At 38.0% G+C, this 18828-nt stretch carries 15 protein-coding genes; 12 read left to right on the top strand and 3 right to left on the bottom strand.

Translation table 11 applies throughout. The features are described from left to right. Positions 1-38: 38 nt before the first annotated feature. The 3 genes from cbpA to HFC68_RS02955 form a co-directional block, all read right to left on the bottom strand. Positions 39-683, bottom strand: coding sequence for a cyclic di-AMP binding protein CbpA (cbpA, locus tag HFC68_RS02965; RefSeq protein WP_002833019.1), 645 nt, complete (start codon positions 681-683; stop codon positions 39-41). Positions 684-748: 65 nt separating this feature from the next. Beyond that, positions 749-2152 (bottom strand): L,D-transpeptidase/peptidoglycan binding protein, encoded by a 1404-nt coding sequence (locus HFC68_RS02960; protein WP_011673723.1) that lies wholly within the window; start codon positions 2150-2152, stop codon positions 749-751. Positions 2153-2546: 394 nt separating this feature from the next. Further along, positions 2547-3509, bottom strand: coding sequence for an L-lactate dehydrogenase (locus HFC68_RS02955; RefSeq protein WP_002833021.1), 963 nt, complete (start codon positions 3507-3509; stop codon positions 2547-2549). Positions 3510-3759: 250 nt separating this feature from the next. On the opposite strand from HFC68_RS02955, the gene pth reads away from it, so the two are divergent. The 12 genes from pth (at position 3760) to lysS (ending at position 18433) form a co-directional block, all read left to right on the top strand. Beyond that, the gene (gene pth / locus HFC68_RS02950) at positions 3760-4317 is read left to right on the top strand and encodes an aminoacyl-tRNA hydrolase (RefSeq protein ID WP_002833022.1); all 558 of its coding nucleotides are present in this window, start codon (positions 3760-3762) and stop codon (positions 4315-4317) included. Positions 4318-4335: 18 nt separating this feature from the next. Then, positions 4336-7833 (top strand): transcription-repair coupling factor, encoded by a 3498-nt coding sequence (mfd, locus tag HFC68_RS02945; protein ID WP_011673722.1) that lies wholly within the window; start codon positions 4336-4338, stop codon positions 7831-7833. A gap of 9 nt (positions 7834-7842) precedes the next feature. Beyond that, positions 7843-9426 carry a polysaccharide biosynthesis protein gene (locus HFC68_RS02940; RefSeq protein WP_011673721.1) on the top strand — a complete coding sequence of 528 codons (1584 nt, stop codon included), beginning with the start codon at positions 7843-7845 and terminating at the stop codon, positions 9424-9426. Next, positions 9423-9692 (top strand): RNA-binding S4 domain-containing protein, encoded by a 270-nt coding sequence (locus HFC68_RS02935; RefSeq protein ID WP_002833026.1) that lies wholly within the window; start codon positions 9423-9425, stop codon positions 9690-9692. Before HFC68_RS02940 ends, HFC68_RS02935 begins: the two co-directional genes overlap by 4 nt. 72 nt (positions 9693-9764) lie before the next feature. Beyond that, positions 9765-10121 carry a septum formation initiator family protein gene (locus tag HFC68_RS02930; RefSeq protein WP_011673720.1) on the top strand — a complete coding sequence of 119 codons (357 nt, stop codon included), beginning with the start codon at positions 9765-9767 and terminating at the stop codon, positions 10119-10121. A 149-nt stretch (positions 10122-10270) separates the two neighbouring features. After that, on the top strand, positions 10271-10777 hold the full coding sequence (locus tag HFC68_RS02925; protein ID WP_002833029.1) for a S1 domain-containing RNA-binding protein: 507 nt from the start codon (positions 10271-10273) through the stop codon (positions 10775-10777). 2 nt (positions 10778-10779) lie between these two features. After that, a complete protein-coding gene (gene tilS, locus HFC68_RS02920; RefSeq protein ID WP_011673719.1) occupies positions 10780-12150 on the top strand; it encodes a tRNA lysidine(34) synthetase TilS in 1371 nt (456 codons plus the stop codon). Continuing rightward, positions 12140-12676 carry a hypoxanthine phosphoribosyltransferase gene (gene hpt / locus HFC68_RS02915; RefSeq protein WP_002833031.1) on the top strand — a complete coding sequence of 179 codons (537 nt, stop codon included), beginning with the start codon at positions 12140-12142 and terminating at the stop codon, positions 12674-12676. Before tilS ends, hpt begins: the two co-directional genes overlap by 11 nt. A 93-nt stretch (positions 12677-12769) precedes the next feature. Beyond that, positions 12770-14851, top strand: coding sequence for an ATP-dependent zinc metalloprotease FtsH (gene ftsH, locus HFC68_RS02910; RefSeq protein WP_011673718.1), 2082 nt, complete (start codon positions 12770-12772; stop codon positions 14849-14851). A gap of 58 nt (positions 14852-14909) precedes the next feature. Beyond that, entirely contained in the window at positions 14910-15788 is an 879-nt protein-coding gene (gene hslO / locus HFC68_RS02905; protein WP_002833034.1) for an Hsp33 family molecular chaperone HslO, read from the top strand. 83 nt (positions 15789-15871) lie between these two features. Further along, positions 15872-16870: a tRNA dihydrouridine synthase DusB gene (gene dusB, locus HFC68_RS02900; protein WP_011673716.1), complete on the top strand. Its 999-nt coding sequence runs from the start codon at positions 15872-15874 to the stop codon at positions 16868-16870. Positions 16871-16936: 66 nt separating this feature from the next. Next, entirely contained in the window at positions 16937-18433 is a 1497-nt protein-coding gene (gene lysS / locus HFC68_RS02895) for a lysine--tRNA ligase (protein ID WP_002833036.1), read from the top strand. The last annotated feature ends 395 nt before the right edge of the window (positions 18434-18828 follow it).

The raw sequence follows: 18828 nt of genomic DNA, 5'->3' as shown, positions 1-18828 counted from the left end.
AAGGATTCGCAAACTGCGAATCCTTTTTTATTTACGAACTATAAACGATCTTGTTTTAGGTTTTCAACTTCAGGAACTCTGAAGCCTTTACGTTCTAAGTTACTAATAATTTGATGTAATCTCTTTTCATCAACACTTGCTGGGAGAGTGAACATCATCCGATGCACTAAATCCCCCTCTTCAACGTCTAAAGAGATAACACTAGCAATTGAGGTATATTTAGTAATGATCTTTGCAATCGTCTCTAAATCGCCTCGTTCGTCCCCAGAAATGACAGTAATCACATAACTACCAACATTTACGTTCCACGATTGAGATAACCCATCCAAGAGACGTGCATGGGTTAAAATTCCATAGAAGTAATTGTTATCATCTAATACAGTAATGAAAGGTAAATCCTTAATTGAGAAGAAGACGTTAAAGAAAGCAGCATTAACATTAATATACTTAGTGGCATTTTTTAAAAGAGAAGTCACAGGTTCTTGCATTGATCCACCACGTGATTTGTGGCGATAAATATGCATTTTATAAATATTTCCACGGAACAAGCGACCCGTTTTATCTAAAACTGGAACGCAACGGAATCCAGATTCTTCAAGAATATCAAGCGCTTCTTCAAGAGTTGCATCTTCACGAACAGTTGTTAAATCTTTCTTAGGTTTGACCATTGATTTTAAAAGCATTAGAATTTCCTCCCAAAACCGCAATTTTCTTTAATACAAATTTAATAATAACACAAAATGATAATTTAGAACACGACTACCGGTGTTCCGAGGGCTACTTCAGCATAAACAGTTTTCATTGTTGCAGGTGGAGTGTTGACACAACCATGGGAACCATGGGTTTTATACCAATCTCCACCAAATTTAGGTTGCCATGAAGCATCATGGAGACCAACTCCAGTATAATCAATTGGCATCCAGTAGCTGACTGGTGAGGCATAATTAGAGCCATCCGTATTTTTACCTTTTAGGGTAGCATTACGTTTTTTATTCCAAACAAAGAACACACCAGTTGGAGTGTCATCATTATTTGCAGGCATTCCAGTAACAACATCAGTTGAAATTTTAAGCTTGCCGTCTTTGTAATACCACATATGTTGGTTAGTTTTATCAACTTCGACATACGTTGATCCGAGTTCACCTTTTTTAAGAGATTGTCCAGAACCTGAAATTGTAGCTTTTTCGGTGAAGTCTTTACCAGTTGCAATTTTTTGGGCTATATCAGCTGCGTCGGTGGTAGTATCAATAGTCCAACCAAAAATTTCATTTTTAACAGTTTGAGAACCACGTTTAGTACTATTAAAGGTCACACTAGCTCCATAGGTAGAATACTTATCGTTTAAGTCATCTAGATAGGCTTTAACTTGGGCATTATCGACCGAAACAGTTTGAGTACCGTCGTTTTTAGAAGTAAGAACTATCCACTGCTTTAAAGTATCACTTGGAATAGTGACATTGGTACCGTTGATGTTATAAGTAATTTTTTCTGCTGTATACTTTTTAATTTGTTTTTGAATATCATCTGAATTAACAGTAGCTGATTGATATGTTTTGGTTAAATCAATATCTTTTTGTCCTTTTGCGATGCTGGTTTTGATTTCCTCTGCAAGCGCAGTAGAACTAATTATCTTATTATCTTTTTTAGAGCTTGAGCTAGCCAGTTCAGTGGCACTAATAGCGGAAGCTGAACCAGTATTACGATTCTTATTCAAAGTAATCGCTGTTTTTTTAGCAAATTCTTCTAATTTAGCCTTGCTAGTTGCGTTTACTGTGTTATCAGCATTAGCGGCATGGACAAGTTGTAGGGGCCACATTAAAGCATTTTGTTTATTGAGAAGCTTAGCTATAGTCTTATTATCAGAAGAGGTTAAACCTGCATCTGCATATTTAGCAGTTTTGAGAACTTTGTTTTTTTCAGTTAAATTAAAAGTTTGGTTTTTAACATGATTGTTAACCAGTGTTTGTGCCTGATTTACATTTTTCCCAGCAACATTTACGCCATCAATTACAGTATTAGGCATGAATGTGTTGGAAGTACTGTAGTGGATTGCTCCTCCTGCATAAATTAAGACTAGCACAGCAGCGACTGCACCAAGTATTATGTAAGGAAGTTTCCTTGTTTTTTTAAGATGATTTGATCTACGTTGCATCGTGAGCCTCCGAAATAAATTTTATCCTCTGTAACATTACTGTAATAAAGAATATTAATCAAGCCTATTTATATATTTTTATTTAGTAAATAGAAAAATACAGGTCAACATGGAGTGGTTGATTTTTAATGACGAGAGAATATATAGAAAAATTAAATAACTAAAACATTAAAAGTGTTTGCTATCTTCAAAATATTTAATCAGTTATTATTATCTAGTAATTAATTGCATACGGTAAATATTACTTACTTATTATATCAGAAGAAATGCTATCTTTTTATGAAGAAGTAATGTTAGAAGCGTGAAATTAGTAAATTGGGCATAAAAAAACGACTCTGAATATTTATTCAGAGTCGTTTTTTCAACTATTTGAAATTAGTTGATGTTGAAAAGCTTATTTTTCTTCAAGAGCTTTCAAACCATCTGTAAGAACTTTTTTCAATGTTGTAGCTGAATCTGTCATCTTCTTCATTTCGTCATCACTAAGTGGTGATTCGATAACACGGTTCAAACCTTGGCCGTTAATAACAGCAGGTGTACCGATGTAGATGTCATTCAAACCATATTCGCCGTCCATGTAAGCACCAACAGGCAATACAGCATTTTCGTCACGCAAGATAGCTTTTGAAATACGCATCAAAGCAGTACCAACACCGTAGAATGTAGCACCCTTCTTGTTGATGATTTCGTAAGCTTTGTTACGAACACTGTCTTCGATTTCAGCTAATTCGTCAGTTGAAACGCCTTCTTCTTTAGCGATATCAAGCAATGGCTTTGTACCGATTGAAGCAGTTGAGTAAGCAGCGAATTCACTGTCACCATGTTCACCCATGATGTATGCATCAACTGAGTCAGGGCTAACGTTGAATTTCTTACCAAGAGCAACACGTAGACGTGCTGAATCAAGAGAAATACCTGAACCGATAACCTTTTCTTTAGGGAATCCTGAGAATTTCCATGTTGCGTAAGTAAGGATATCAACTGGGTTAGCAGCAACTAAGAAGATACCGTCGAAGCCTGAGTCAACAACTGGCTTAACGATTGTTGAAAGAATGTTTAAGTTCTTGTTAACAAGGTCAAGACGTGTTTCACCTGGTTTTTGTGGAGCACCAGCAGTGATAACTACAAGATCTGCATCTTTACAGTCAGAATATTCACCTGAGTAAATGTTCTTAGGTGCAGTAAATGGAGTAGCATCTTCAAGATCAAGTGCGTCACCAACAGTACGGTCCTTAACAACATCAACGATTACGAATTCTTCTGCAATTCCTTGTTGTGCCATTGCAAAGGCATAACTTGAACCTACAGCGCCGTCGCCGACTAATACAACTTTTTGATGGTTTTGAATTTTAGACAAAAGATCAATCCCCTTTTTTCATATAATATTTGAATTTATCAAACAATACTAAGTATAGCATTTTCATAAAAGAAAGTTGAGTAAAAATTTTATGAAGTTCGGGTACAGTTAGTAAAGTGATTGATAAGTTAGAGGTTAAAAGACCCGCTTGGGGTCAATAATATGGTAATATTACATGAAAATAAACGTGGACAGCTGAGGGGTTTTTGCTCTTTCAGCCGTTTTTGCGTGTTGAGGGTGGAAAAATAACATGAAAATGATTGTGGGTTTAGGAAATATTGGTAAAGAATATGATAAAACGCGCCATAATACTGGTTTTATGGTTGTCGATGAATTAGCAAAAAAGCATGATATAAATAATTTTAAAGTTCAAAGTGATGCCTTGATCGCAGATTTTCGAGTAAATGGTGAAAAAGTTTTGTTAGTAAAACCAACTACTTATATGAACGATTCTGGTCGAGCAGTGCGTCCTTTAATGGATTACTACGATGTTGATTTAAATGACATGATTGTGGCCTATGATGACATGGATATGCCAGTTGGTAAAATTCGACTTCGTCAAAAGGGCTCAGCCGGGGGACATAATGGGATTAAAAGTATAATAGCCCATGTAGGAACCCAATCCTTTAATCGAGTGCGAGTAGGGATTGATCATCCGACTAAAGAAAGCGTCGTGGATTACGTACTAGGTAAGTTTAGGAAGGAACAGATAACCGATTTTGAAATTGGTGTTCAAAATGCAGTAGCAGCATTAGAAGATTGGACTACAATTGAAAATTTCAGTCAGCTAATGAATAAATACAACTAGGATTATTTAGGAGCAAGTATGAATATAAATGAAATTTTTGCATCTGATTCGGGAGTTACAACCGTTGTTGATGCTCTCCAAAAAGGGTCGCGGCAATTAGTTACTGGTTTACTAGAGCCGGCTAAACAACTTTTCTTAAGTACGATTATTGAAACTAAATCAGCCCCAATTTTATATGTAACAGATAGCTTAGCGCGGGCCGAACATGTCTATAACATGTTTAAAGAAGAACAGTCCGAGATTGATACGTATTGGTTTCCAGCTGAAGAGATTATTGCGGCCGAGGTGGCCACTAGTTCGCCAAATTATCGTACGGCACGAATCCAATTTTTAAGTGCTTTAGCGACATCAAAGACAGGTATTTTTATTACTTCTACATCCGGTTTACGCCGATTAGTTCCCGAACCTAAGGATGTTATTGAAGCTCGAATCACTCTGGAAGTGGGAGCTGAATATGAGTTTCAAACTTTAATTAGCGATCTGAATGCGCTGGGATACCAACGGGTTGAACAGGTGGAAAAGAAAGGTGAATTTGCGGTTCGAGGTTCGGTAGTTGATATTTTTCCACTTAATCAAGATGACCCAATCCGAATGGATTTTTTTGATATCGAAATCGATTCGCTGCGAACTTTTGATCAAGCAACCCAGCGAAGTATTGAAAATATCGAAAAAATTGAAGTATTGCCCGCTACAGACTTGATAATAAATGAAACAAAATTAAACCAAGCAATTAAAACGATGAATAACGAGCTGGCGCAAGCTCAAAAAAAATTAAGTGAAGAAAACTTTGAGGCTTTACAACAAAATATTAATGAAGTAATCGAGCGCTGGAAACACCACCAACTGATTCAAGAAGATACAATGTACGCTAAACAATTGTATGCAGCTAAAACTTCATTGCTAGATTATCTAACAAAGGGCACGCTAGTTTTAGACGACTATCCCCGGATCTTGGATGCTGAAACTGACATTGAAAATAATGAAGCCAGTTGGATCGTTGATCAGTTAAAAAATAACGTGTTGTTAGATAACGAATCCTTTGGCGTCGATATTCGAACATTGATCAAGAAAAAGTCTGTTCCTCAGTTATTTTTGTCGATGTTCCAAAAAGGGATGGGGCGCTTAAAGTTTGACCAGTTGACGGAAATCACTACTAGGGCTGTCCAAGATTTCTTTGGACAAATGCCTGTTTTAAAAGGTGAGGTGGAACGATGGTTAGCTCGTAAGCAAACGGTGTTAATCTTTGCCAATTCCAAAGAACGACAAGGAAAAATTACCGAAGTGCTTCACGATTTTGAGATTACTGCTCAAAAAGTTAATGCTGATCGAATTCAAGTGGCAGCGGTTAACATTATTGGACAATCATTTCCACAAGGTTTTGATATGCCTAGTACGAAATTGGTAGTGTTAACGGAGAAAGAGCTATTTGCTAAGGTTCCTAAAAAACGTCCTCGCCAACAACATGTGGAAAATGCCGAACGTCTCAAAAGTTATACAGAACTAAAAACTGGGGACTACGTTGTTCATGTCAATCACGGGATTGGAAAGTTTATGGGAATGACCACGATGGAAGTCGATGGCGTTCATCAAGATTATATGACCATCCAGTACAAAGGGAGTGGTCAATTATTTATTCCGGTAACACAGTTAAATCTTGTACAAAAATACGTTGCAGCGGAAGGTAAAAGCCCTAAACTAAATAAACTGGGTGGCTCTGACTGGGCTAAGACGAAGAAGAACGTTGCTTCTAAGATTGAAGACATTGCCGATGACTTAATTGAACTGTATGCCAAAAGGGAAGCTGAAAAAGGGTTTGCTTTTAAACCAGATGACAGCTATCAACGTCAATTTGATAATGATTTTCCATATACTGAAACTCCAGATCAATTACGGTCCATTGAAGAAATCAAGAAAGATATGGAAAGAGAACGCCCGATGGATCGTTTGCTAGTAGGAGATGTTGGCTACGGTAAAACAGAAGTTGCGTTACGGGCCGCCTTTAAAGCGGTTGAAAGTGGTAAACAAGTGGCTATTTTAGTTCCCACCACTATTCTGGCGCAACAGCATTTTGATACGATGAATGAACGGTTTGAAGGATACCCAATTGCAACGGGAATATTGTCTCGTTTCCAAACTGGGGCACAAGTTAAGGAGACCCTTGAGGGATTAAAAGATGGCAGTGTAGACGTGATTGTTGGAACCCATCGACTATTATCTAAGGATGTTGAATTTAAAGATTTAGGATTACTGGTAATTGATGAGGAACAACGTTTTGGGGTTAAACATAAGGAACGAATTAAAGAGCTTAAATCACAGGTGGATGTTTTAACCTTGACCGCGACCCCCATTCCTCGGACATTGAACATGTCCATGATTGGGGTGCGAGATTTGTCAGTGATTGAAACACCGCCAACTAATCGTTATCCGATTCAAACGTATGTAATGGAAGAAAACGCGGGGGCTATTCGTGAAGGAATTATGCGAGAAATGCGCCGTAATGGACAGGTTTTCTACCTTCATAATCGAGTTCAAGATATTGAAAAAGTAGTGGCTGAAATTGAAGCATTAGTTCCAGAAGCCCGAGTGGGTTATATTCATGGACAAATGACCGAGAAACAATTAGAAGATATCTTGTTTGAATTTATTGCGGGTGAGTACGATGTGTTAGTTACAACGACAATCATTGAAACCGGAATTGATATTCCGAATGCTAACACTCTTTTTGTGGAAAATGCCGATCATATGGGACTTTCCCAATTATATCAACTTCGTGGTCGAATTGGGCGTTCATCACGGGTGGCTTACGCGTATTTCTTGTATCAGAAAAACCGAGTGTTAACTGAATTAGGCGAAAAACGATTGGAAGCCATCAAAGATTTCACAGAACTAGGTTCTGGATTTAAAATTGCTATGCGAGATTTATCAATTCGAGGCGCGGGAAATCTGTTAGGAAAACAACAACATGGCTTTATCGATTCTGTTGGATATGATTTATACTCACAAATGCTGGCAGATGCGGTTAAGAAGAAGCAAGGTAAAAAGGTTAAACGGCGTTCAGATAGTGAGATTAGTCTCGGAATCGAAGGTTTTCTTCCTAGTTCTTATATTGAAGATGAACAGCAGAAAATCGAATTCTATAAACGATTACGTCAGGCTAACAGTCATGAAGAAGTTGTTGATATTCAAGATGATATGTTAGACCGCTTTGGAGATTATCCAGCTGAAGTTGATAATTTATTACAAATTACCGACTTGAAAATTATAGCCGATCAAGTTCAAGTCGAAAGAATCACCCGCAAGGACGGTATTTTAACTGTAACTATGACAAGGGCAGCCAGCCAAAAATTAACTGGTGAGCAGATATTTGAAGCATTATCAGTTACAAGACTGAGAGCGACGGTAGCGGAATCAGATGCTAAAATGCATATTAAGCTGGTAATTCAACCACGAATGACACAAAAGGATTGGTTTACACAGCTGTTTAATTATATTGAGAAACTTAAAGAATATGTGTGAGGACTGATTGTGAAAAATTCGAGTGCTAAAAAGGTTATGCGTGGGGCATTAATTTTATCCATCGCATCAATTGTGGCTAAAATTTTAAGTGCAGTCTATCGAGTGCCCCTTCAAAATTTAGTTGGTAATACTGGTTTTTATGTATACCAACAAATCTATCCAATTTATGGCATTGGAATGACCTTTGCATTAAATGGATTTCCGATTTTTATATCAAAAATTATTGCTGAGGAACCCGAAGAAGAAAAAAGGTTACGTTTAAGTCGCTATGCGATGCTAATTTTGGCAGGGCTATCATTGTTAATATTTTTATTTTTAATGGTAGGTGCTAGGTGGATTGCTGGTGCAATGGGGGATGTTAGTTTAACCCCACTATTGCGAATGGTTTCGACTATGTTCCTGTTTATGCCATTATTGGCGACGGGGCGGGGTTACTACCAAGGAATTTATGATGTGGCGCCGACGGCTAAATCACAAGTGCTTGAACAAGTAGTGCGGGTTTCAATCATTATTTTAGTTGCGGTATTGGCGGTTAAACTAAATTGGTCCGTGTATAAAATGGGGACTTGGGCGATGGCTAGTTCAACTTTAGCTGCCGTTGCTTCAACGCTCTTTTTTATAAAGTTTGGGTCCAAGTTAATAAAAGCTAAACGACATAAATTTAATTGGCAACTGTTTAAAATTTTAGTGAAACGCTTTGTGGTTGAAGGTGGCGTAATTTGCTTATTGGCAGCCATGATTATTTTGCTACAGTTAGTAGATTCGTTCACGGTTAAAAATAGTTTGGTCAGTGGTGGGCTAACCCAATCAATGGCTAAGTCGATGAAGGGGATTTATGATCGTGCACAGCCGTTAGTTCAATTAGGGACGGTGATTGCTACGGCTTTTGCCACCACGTTGCTACCATCTCTTACGGAGGCTTTACAAAAAAGGGACACAAAAGCCTTTTATCGATCAGCAACCTCACTATTGCGGGTTTCACTAACCATATCGATGGCTGCCAGTATAGGAATGGTGGCTTTAATGCCTCAAATCAATCACCTGCTATTTGGCAGTTCGGAAGGTTCCTTAGCTCTAGCTGTGTACAATTTAAGTGTGATTTTTGCTGCATTAATCTTTGTGTATAACAGCATCTTGCAAAGTGCGGGGGCTGTTAAACCGACCTTGGTGGCCATTATCACAGGAATTATAATTAAAGTTGTTTTAAATAGTTGGGCTACTCAATGGTTGGGAATCTTAGGAGCTAGTCTCGTGACAGTATTAAGCTTAGCTGTGATTGCAGGTGTGATGAATTATGCATTACCGAGTCAGTTGTCGAAACGGGTTTACCGAGAACATCACTTTTTAAGGAAACTCATCTGGGGAAATTTGTTAATGTTCATAGTAGTAAAATTACTCGTGATTGTTTTACAATTAACAGTAGTTTCTCCAGGACGCTTCGGCGCTACTATTATCACAGTAATGGGTGTAATCGTTGGAGCAGGTGTTTTTATTAGTTATATCTTTAAATTCAGGTTATTTAGTATTCGGGAATGGTTGACTATTCCCTATGGTTCAAAAATTTTAAGAATGGTACAGAGGATTGTTAAATGAGATTAGATAAATTTTTAAAGGTTTCAAGAATTATCAAACGGCGTGCTTTAGCTAAGGAAGTAGCTGATCAAGGACGAATTTTGATCAATGATAAAGTGGCTAAATCTTCAACTAATGTGGGAGTAAACGACCATATTGAAATTCGTTTTGGAAATAAAACGTTGGTAATTAAAGTTGATCAGCTTTTAGATACTACGAAAAAAGATGATGCAGAACGGATGTACACGATCGTTTCCGAAAATTACGAACAAGATTTTAGAAAATAATTAAGAAGTTAAAAATGATAGACAGTTAAAGAAAGCGTTGTTATAATTTAAGATAATTGAGAGGTTATTTTAATGGAAAATGTGAAGAAAAATAAGAGAAGTATGAAAGCAAGAACAGCGACAGGAGCAGTAAATCCCTATGCTAGGGCCCGTAAACAACGAGCACTATTTATTTTAGGTGTTTTCGCGATTATTGCGACCATTTTTATTTTTCAAATTGTCCATGCACATATTTCCAGAAGTAGCGTTAATAATAAATTAGCAATGGAAACAGCGCATTATGAAAAGATTCAAAATGATAACAAGGCGCTCAAAGTCAAAGTTAAGCAGATGAACGATGAACAATATTTGGAAAAATTGATTCGTTCTAAATATCTCTATACTAAAAAAGGTGAAACTGTCTATAATTTGCCAAATGATGCAAAATAAAATTAGATTAAAGCATTGAAATGACGTAGGTCATCTTAATGCTTTTTTTGTTAATTAATGGACTGAATTTGCGTGAACAAAACTCGCAAGGAGTCGGTGTGGAATGGTATAATTAAGCATTAAATTTTTTAGGAGGATCATAGGTATTTATGACAATCGAAGTTGGAACTAAGGTAGACGGAAAAGTTTCAGGAATTACAAATTTCGGAGCTTTTATTGATTTGGGGGAGAATCGTTCGGGCTTAGTCCATATTAGTGAAGTTTCTGACGGTTTTATTAAGGATATTCATGATGTACTTAATGTTGGAGACACCGTGAAGGTTAAGGTTTTATCGATTGCGGACGATGGAAAGATTGCTCTTTCAATTAGAAAGGCAGTTGATCATCCCGTACAAAAAGAAACTGCTAAAGTTGCTTCAACTTCCCACCATTCCAATGGAAATTTCCATGGCCGTCCAGCAGGAAACATGGATAGAAAGTATTCACATAATCAACACAGTCATCGCGATAATCATCGTGAACAACGCAGCTCAAATGTGGAACCAGATTTTGATCAAATGCTCTCTGGATTTTTAAAGGATAGTGAGTCACGCTTATCAACGTTAAAACGTAATACGGATGGTAAACGTGGTGGCCGTGGCGGACGCCGTAGTTAACTATGAAAATCGGTGAGCTAGGTGATCAGATTGTTGAACAATATGGACTGAGCCAATTCAAAATCGTAGTGGCAGTTTCAACGGGAGTCGATTCAACGGTGCTAATTAACGCATTGATAAATTCAACTAAAATTAAGCATCAACAATTGATTGTTGCCCATGTCAATCATCAGCTGCGTGAGCAAAGTATTGAAGAAGAACGATTTTTACATAAATGGTGTCGACAGCATCAAATCACGTTTATGGAGACGGACTGGCCTAAAAGTCAGCACCCTCAACATGGAGTAGAAGCTGCTGCACGCGAATTTAGATATACTTTTTTTAAGCAGGTAATGCATGACCAGCATGCGCAAGTACTATTGACTGCACATAATGCGGATGAGCAAGCTGAAAATTTCGTAATGCAAGTGATTCGGGGGGGCTGGCTAAATCAATTAAATGGAATTCCAGAACGGCGAACGTTTGCACAAGGATGGCTAATTCGCCCGTTTCTAAAATTTACTAAGCAATTTTTGATTGAGACCGCTCAAGAAAATAAATTACGGTGGTTTGAAGATCAAACCAACCGTACTACTGAATTTTTACGTAACCGTGTGCGAAATGAAATCATTCCTGCTTTTCGAAAAGAAAATCCAAGGGTGGTTGAACATATCCAGCACTATCAAGATCAGCTATTAGAACAGTCTAACTTAGTCGACCAAGTGGTTCTTGAAAAACTTACTAAGTTACAAAGAGATGAAAGCTTTGATCTGCTGGCACTACGTAAAGAATCGCTCCCATGGCAGAAAAAAATTATTTTAAAAATTATTACTGAAGTTAATGCGGAAATTGCAATAAATGAGAATAAGTTGGATGAGCTAGTTCGATTGGTTAATAATACTAAACAAGCTCAAGCTACAATCGACATTGGAAAAAACTATAAATTTGAAATCACGTACAATTATCTACGAATTGGTAAAAAAATAACCGTAAAAGGTGAACAAGTAAAAAAGCGTGTGGTAACATTGAATTCGTGGTTAAATTTAGATGGTGATGCTCAATTCCAATTATCTAATCAAAAGTCGGCTTTGGATGCTGACGAGACGATGGTTTTGAGCGCCAATCAGCTGAGGTTCCCGCTTTTTATCCGGAAAATAAACCCCAACGACCGCTTAAGACTTAAAAATGGTGGTTATAAAACAATTCGTCGAGAGTTAATTGATCAAAAGGTTCCGAATGAACAACGAGAACGTTATTTTGCAATTACGGATGTTGATGATGAAATTTTATGGGTACCAGGTTTGCGAAAGGCCTGGTTAAAGGAACCTTTCCTAAAAGATAATCAACAATTTATTATGGAATTTAGAATTGGAGGAAGTCCCCATGGACAATGATATCGCCAGAGTTTTGTACAGTAAGGCGGATATAAAGGAAGCTTGCGAACGTTTAGGTAAACAATTAACAAAGGACTATGCAGGAAAACGTCCTTTAATCTTAAGTGTATTAACGGGTGCTATGTTCTTCACAACGGATGTCGTTCGTGAATTTGATGTATATTCTGAAATTGATTTTATCGATGTTTCAAGTTACAAAGGTGGCATGGAATCAACGGGAACTGTTGATTTGGTGTCAGATTTATCTGAAGATGTTAATGGACGCGATGTTTTAATTATTGAAGATATCGTTGATACTGGGCGGACATTAAGTTATATTGTGGATTTATTATATTCACGCAATGCGAAAAGCGTTAAGATTTGTACCTTCTTAGACAAGCCAGCTGGACGTGTTGTAGAAGCTAAAGCTGACTACGTTGGTTTTACCGTACCTAAAGAGTTTGTAGTGGGTTATGGATTAGACTATCAAGGCTATTACCGAAACTTACCTTATGTGGGAGTTTTGAAGCCAGAAGTTTACGAATAAAATCATTGGTCAAAGTTAGTCAAATATGGTATTATATCGTCAATGGTCAAGATTGTAACTGATATTTCTTGATGCCTTACAAGGAGGAACTACATGAAAAATAACAGAAATGGCCTGTTTAAAAATAGTCTTTTCTATATCGTAGTTTTTTTGAGTATTATGGGAATTATCGCGGCTGTAGTTGGAAAGGGTGGCAATAGCCAAACTTCTACTATTTCGTCTAGCGAATTTGTCTCACAACTTAAAAAAGACAACGTGAAGAGCTTTGATATTCAGCCAGCCAATGGAGTTTATAAGGTTACAGGTAAATATCGTTCTGCACAAAAGGATGATTCTTCAGCAGGATTATTCCCAGGAACCGTTTCATCTAATAAGGTGACTGGATTCCAAACTTCAGTTCTACAGAATGATTCAACAATTACCGAAATAACTAAATCTGCTTCAGCTGATGGAGTTAAGGTCACAACTAAAGAAGAAGAATCAAGCAGTTTCTGGGTTCAATTACTAGTAACGGGCTTACCTTTAATTTTCTTTATCTTTATCTTCTACATGATGATGGGTCAAGCCGGTCAAGGTGGCGGAGGTAAAGGGGTGATGAACTTTGGTAAATCCAAGGTCAAACCTGCTGATAAGAGTGCAAATAAAGTTCGCTTCTCTGACGTTGCGGGTGAAGAAGAAGAGAAACAAGAACTTGTTGAAGTTGTTGAATTCTTGAAAGATCCACGTAAGTTTGTTCAGTTGGGAGCTCGAATCCCAGCGGGGGTACTTTTGGAAGGACCTCCCGGAACTGGTAAGACTTTACTTGCAAAAGCGGTAGCCGGTGAAGCCGGAGTTCCGTTCTATTCAATTTCTGGTTCGGATTTCGTGGAAATGTTTGTTGGGGTTGGTGCAAGTCGTGTACGTGACTTGTTTGACCAAGCTAAGAAAAATGCTCCATCAATCATCTTCATTGATGAAATTGATGCTGTAGGTCGTCGCCGTGGCAATGGTACCGGCGGAGGACATGATGAACGAGAACAAACTTTAAACCAATTATTGGTTGAAATGGATGGGTTCACGGGAAATGAAGGAGTCATTGTTATGGCTGCTACTAACCGTTCGGATGTTTTAGACCCAGCTTTACTACGTCCGGGACGTTTTGACCGTAAGATCTTAGTTGGTCGTCCAGATGTTAATGGACGTGAAGCAATTTTGAAAGTTCATGCCAAGAATAAGCCAATTGATAGTGATGTTGATTTAGCAGAAATTGCTAAACAAACACCAGGTTTTGTTGGAGCTGATTTGGAAAACTTACTTAATGAAGCTGCTTTGTTAGCTGCTCGTCGTAATAAGAAGACGATTGATGCTGCTGACTTAGACGAAGCTGAAGACCGAGTAATTGCAGGACCAGCGAAGAAGAACGCAGTGGTTAGCAAGAAGGAACGTCAGACAGTTGCTTTCCACGAGGCTGGACATACAATTGTCGGTTTGGTATTAAACGATGCACGAGTTGTTCACAAGGTTACAATTGTTCCTCGTGGACGTGCCGGCGGTTATGCCATCATGCTTCCTCGTGAAGATCAAATGTTAATGTCGAAGAAAGATGCTATGGAACAAATTGCTGGTTTGATGGGTGGTCGTGCTGCAGAAGAGATCATTTTTGACCAACAATCATCTGGAGCATCAAATGACTTTGAGCAAGCTACTCAAATTGCTCGAGCAATGGTTACTCAGTATGGGATGAGCGAAAAAATTGGTCAAGTCGAGTTGGCTGCTCCGGGGCAATCCTACTATGGTGAAGGTGGACCAGCTTATTCTGAAAAGACAGCTGCGACAATTGACGAAGAAATTCGGCGCTTTACTACTGAAGGTTATAACGAAGCTCGTAAGATTATTGAAGAGCATCGTGAACAACATAAGATTATTGCGGAAGCATTGCTTGAACATGAAACACTTGATGAAAAGCAAATTATTAGTTTATTCAAGACAGGCAAGATGCCTGAAAAGAAAACTACTTCTGAATTTCCGAGCGAAAAAGCTGCAACGTTCGAAGAATCTAAACGAGAACTAGAACGTAAAGAAGCTGAACGCCATGATGAAGCTGCTAAGGCAGTTAAGCATGACGGCTCAGAAAGTGATTCTGCTACGACTGTTTATTATCCAAAAGACGATAACAATCATTCAGAAAATCAATAATTTAAGAATCGTGGGTTGCAAAATGCACTCACGATTTTTTGATGAAAGCGGGTATAAAATGAAAGATTATTTAGTTAAAAGTATTGTAAATGATGGAATGTTTCGAGCCTACGCGGTTAGTACCACTAATTTAGTGCAAGAAGCACAACAACGTCATGATTCTTGGAGTGCCGCAACTGCTGCATTGGGACGTTCTTTAACGGCAACACTGTTATTATCATCGTCGGTTTTAAAGGGCGAAGAAAAATTAACTGTCAAAATTAATGGTGGCGGCCCTACCGGAACGATTGTGATTGATGGAAATGCGAACGGAACGGTCAAGGGCTACCTTCAGAATTCCCATGTTTCATTACCTTTAAAAGAAGATCATCATATTGATGTGGGGCAAGCAGTTGGGAATGCTGGGGTAATGGCTGTTACCAAAGATATGGGTCTAGGAGATCCATTTACTGGACAAGTTGGCTTAGTTTCTGGAGAAATTGGGGACGATTTTACGTATTATTTAGCCCAATCTGAACAAATCCCTTCTGCCGTCGGCGTATCAGTATTTGTTAATCCTGACGAAACGGTGGGGGTGGCAGGTGGCTTCTTGATTCAAGTTATGCCAGATGCTACAGACGATGCTATTGATAAACTTCAACAACGTTTGAAAGAAATTCCACTAGTTTCAGAAATGTTACGTGCTGGTAAAACACCAGAGGAAATTTTAAAAGATATTTTCAATGATGATGAGATTAAATTTTTAGACAAGATGGATGTTAAATTTGAATGTGATTGTTCTAAAGAACGTTTTGGCGATTCAATTTCAGCATTACCATTACAAGATATCAAAGAAATGATGGAAGAAGATCATGGTGCTGAGGCGGTTTGTCGTTTCTGCGGTAATAAGTATGTATTTTCGGAAGCGGATCTCCAAGAAATCATTGACCAAAAATAAGTGAAATTGGTAAGCTTCTCCACAATCATGAATTTCTGTGATATTATATTCTGCATGCATAAAAAGTTTGACGAGGTGAAAAAATGGAATGGAAAATTGGGGACATTACAATCCCAAATCAACTAGTTGTTGCTCCAATGGCCGGTGTGACTAATACTGCTTTTCGAATGATCTGTAAAAAATTCGGTGCGGGATTAGTGGTCTGCGAAATGATATCCGACCGAGGAATTATCTATGGAAACAAAAAAACTCTGAGCATGATGACAGTTGATCCAAATGAACATCCAATGAGTATTCAAATTTTTGGTGGTACTAAAGAAACATTAGTAGAAGCTGCTAAATTTGTTGATCAAAATACTGATGCAGATATTATTGACATCAATATGGGATGTCCCGTAAACAAAGTTGTTAATACTGATGCTGGTGCCCGTTGGTTGCTGGATCCTAATAAGGTATATGAGATGGTATCTTACGTGACGGATGCGGTTAAAAAACCAGTAACAGTTAAAATGCGAACTGGTTGGGATGCTAACCATATTTTAGCGGTTGAAAATGCATTAGCAGCCGAACGTGCGGGTGCTTCTGCGCTTGCTATGCACGGTCGAACTCGTAAACAAATGTATACTGGACAAGCAGATTGGAATATTTTAAAAGAAGTTGGAAGTCAGTTACATATTCCATTTATGGGTAATGGAGATGTACGGACACCTGAAGATGCCAAAAGAATGTTGGATGAAGTTGGTGCGGACGCGGTAATGATTGGCCGTGCTGTACTGGGTAATCCATGGGAATTACAACGAATTTCAGCTTATTTAAATGATGGAACAGTTATTGATGAACCTACACCAAGAGAAAAAATTGAGATTGCAAAAGAGCATTTACACGCTCTAGTAGAATTGAAGGGTGAAAATGTCGGTCCGCGAGAATTCCGTGGACAAGCTGCCTACTACCTCAAGGGTATTCCACATTCAGCTCGAACCAAGGTGGCTGTAACGGGAGCAGATACTGAGCAACAAATGATTAATATTTTTGATAGTTTTATTGAAAAACTCGAAACTAGAAGAGTAAGAACTTTGAATTAAGGTTGCAATTTGTTGTTTTAGTAGGTAATAATTATATTTGAATAAATTTAAGAGGGGGACAAAATAGTGGGTGAAAAGCAACAACCAAGTATGAATGACCAACTAAGAGTTCGTCGCGAAAAGATGCAAGAACTTCGTGATAAGGGCATCGATCCATTTGGTCATCGTTTTGAGAGAACACATTTAGCAGCACAATTACACGAAAAGTACAGTGATATGACAAAGGAAGAGCTTGATGAACAGGGCGTGGTAGCTACGATTGCCGGCCGTATGATCTCTAAGCGTGGTAAGGGTAAGGTCGGTTTTGCAGATCTTAAAGACCGTTCTGGAAAAATGCAATTGTACGTTCGTAAGGATGTTTTAGGCGAAGATGTATACAAAGTCTTTAAGCGTTCTGATATTGGTGATTTCCTCGGTGTAACTGGGGATGTCATGAAAACCGATATGGGTGAATTAACAATTAAAGTAACGGGACTAACTTTCTTAAGTAAAGCGCTCCGTCCTCTTCCCGACAAGTTCCATGGTTTACAAAACGTTGAACAAATTTATCGTCAACGTTATCTTGATTTAATTGCTAATGATGATAGTATGGATCGTTTCAGAAAACGGACTAAGATTGTTTCAGCAGTAAGAAGATATCTTGATGGTAATGATTTTGCCGAAGTTGAAACACCAGTGCTACATACTCAAGCTGGTGGAGCTAGTGCACGTCCATTTATTACACACCATAATGCCCTAGATATCAATTTATATTTACGGATTGCGTTGGAACTTCATTTAAAACGGCTAATTGTTGGTGGAATGGAACGAGTATACGAAATCGGTCGCGTATTCAGAAATGAAGGGATTGATACTCGTCATAATCCTGAATTCACTATGCTCGAAACATACGCAGCTTACTTTGATTTCCATGACGTAATGGATGAAACTGAAGGAATTTTTAAGGCAGCAGTTGCAGCGGTTTCAGATGATGGTAAGATTACGTACCAAGGAACAGAACTTGACTTAGGTCAAGATTTTGAACGTCTACACATGGTCGATGCAATCAAGAAATATGCGGGAGTGGACTTTTGGCCTAAGATGTCGGTTGAAGATGCGAAGAAACTTGCTGATGAAAATGGTATCCACTACGAGTCTTGGTGGACAGTTGGACACATCATCAATGAATTCTTTGAAGAAAAGGTTCAAGACCAATTGAAACAACCGGTGTTTATTTACGGACATCCAGTAGAAATTTCTCCACTAGCTAAGAAGAACGCCGAAGATGATCGTTTTACAGATCGATTTGAGTTGTACATCTTAGGTAATGAATATGGTAATGCCTTTACTGAATTAAATGATCCTATCGACCAACGGGCACGTTTTGAAGCTCAAGTTGCAGAACGTGAAGCAGGTAACGATGAAGCTGAAGGTATTGACGAAGATTATATCGAAGCACTTGAATATGGTATGCCACCAACAGGGGGACTTGGAATTGGGATTGATCGTTTAGTGATGTTGCTAACTGATGCTCCTTCAATTCGTGATGTACTATTGTTCCCAACGATGAAACCCATCGATTAAATAAGAACTAAGAAAAGAATGAGAATAGCAAAATTCTCATTCTTTTTTTGTGCATTTTACGCAAGGAAAAAGATGTTTTTTTAGCTTCATGAAATCGTTAACAAATCAATTTCTAATCCTTTACTAAGTAATTATTACTTTTTTAAAATAAACTATTGACGAATCACGGGTAAAATTGGTATTATATTCTAGCAGCGTTAGTTCGCAGCAGTCATCGAATTAGATTTATGAAAAAATGCTAAAAAAAGTTATTGACAGTAATTGATCTCGATGATATAGTTAAATAGTTGTCAAAAGCGCTAACAGCGTTGATATGACAACGATAGTAGACCTTTGAAAACTGAACAAAATTTTGACAATCAATAGTGTAGGGTCTTACAAATCGCAAGATTATG

This window comes from Pediococcus sp. EKM201D (assembly GCF_011800215.1).
GTDB classification, from domain to species: domain Bacteria; phylum Bacillota; class Bacilli; order Lactobacillales; family Lactobacillaceae; genus Pediococcus; species Pediococcus pentosaceus.
Note: the sequence above shows the minus strand (reverse complement) of the source record. Positions and strands in the feature narration are given on the sequence as shown.

Excerpts from the sequence above, each read along its gene's own strand:
- cbpA (WP_002833019.1), bottom strand. The coding sequence starts at position 683 with ATGCTTTTAAAATCAATGGTCAAACCTAAGAAAGATTTAACAACTGTT.
- HFC68_RS02960 (WP_011673723.1), bottom strand. The coding sequence starts at position 2,152 with ATGCAACGTAGATCAAATCATCTTAAAAAAACAAGGAAACTTCCTTAC.
- pth (WP_002833022.1), top strand. The coding sequence starts at position 3,760 with ATGAAAATGATTGTGGGTTTAGGAAATATTGGTAAAGAATATGATAAA.
- mfd (WP_011673722.1), top strand. The coding sequence starts at position 4,336 with ATGAATATAAATGAAATTTTTGCATCTGATTCGGGAGTTACAACCGTT.
- HFC68_RS02935 (WP_002833026.1), top strand. The coding sequence starts at position 9,423 with ATGAGATTAGATAAATTTTTAAAGGTTTCAAGAATTATCAAACGGCGT.
- HFC68_RS02930 (WP_011673720.1), top strand. The coding sequence starts at position 9,765 with ATGGAAAATGTGAAGAAAAATAAGAGAAGTATGAAAGCAAGAACAGCG.
- HFC68_RS02925 (WP_002833029.1), top strand. The coding sequence starts at position 10,271 with ATGACAATCGAAGTTGGAACTAAGGTAGACGGAAAAGTTTCAGGAATT.
- tilS (WP_011673719.1), top strand. The coding sequence starts at position 10,780 with ATGAAAATCGGTGAGCTAGGTGATCAGATTGTTGAACAATATGGACTG.
- hpt (WP_002833031.1), top strand. The coding sequence starts at position 12,140 with ATGGACAATGATATCGCCAGAGTTTTGTACAGTAAGGCGGATATAAAG.
- ftsH (WP_011673718.1), top strand. The coding sequence starts at position 12,770 with ATGAAAAATAACAGAAATGGCCTGTTTAAAAATAGTCTTTTCTATATC.
- hslO (WP_002833034.1), top strand. The coding sequence starts at position 14,910 with ATGAAAGATTATTTAGTTAAAAGTATTGTAAATGATGGAATGTTTCGA.
- dusB (WP_011673716.1), top strand. The coding sequence starts at position 15,872 with ATGGAATGGAAAATTGGGGACATTACAATCCCAAATCAACTAGTTGTT.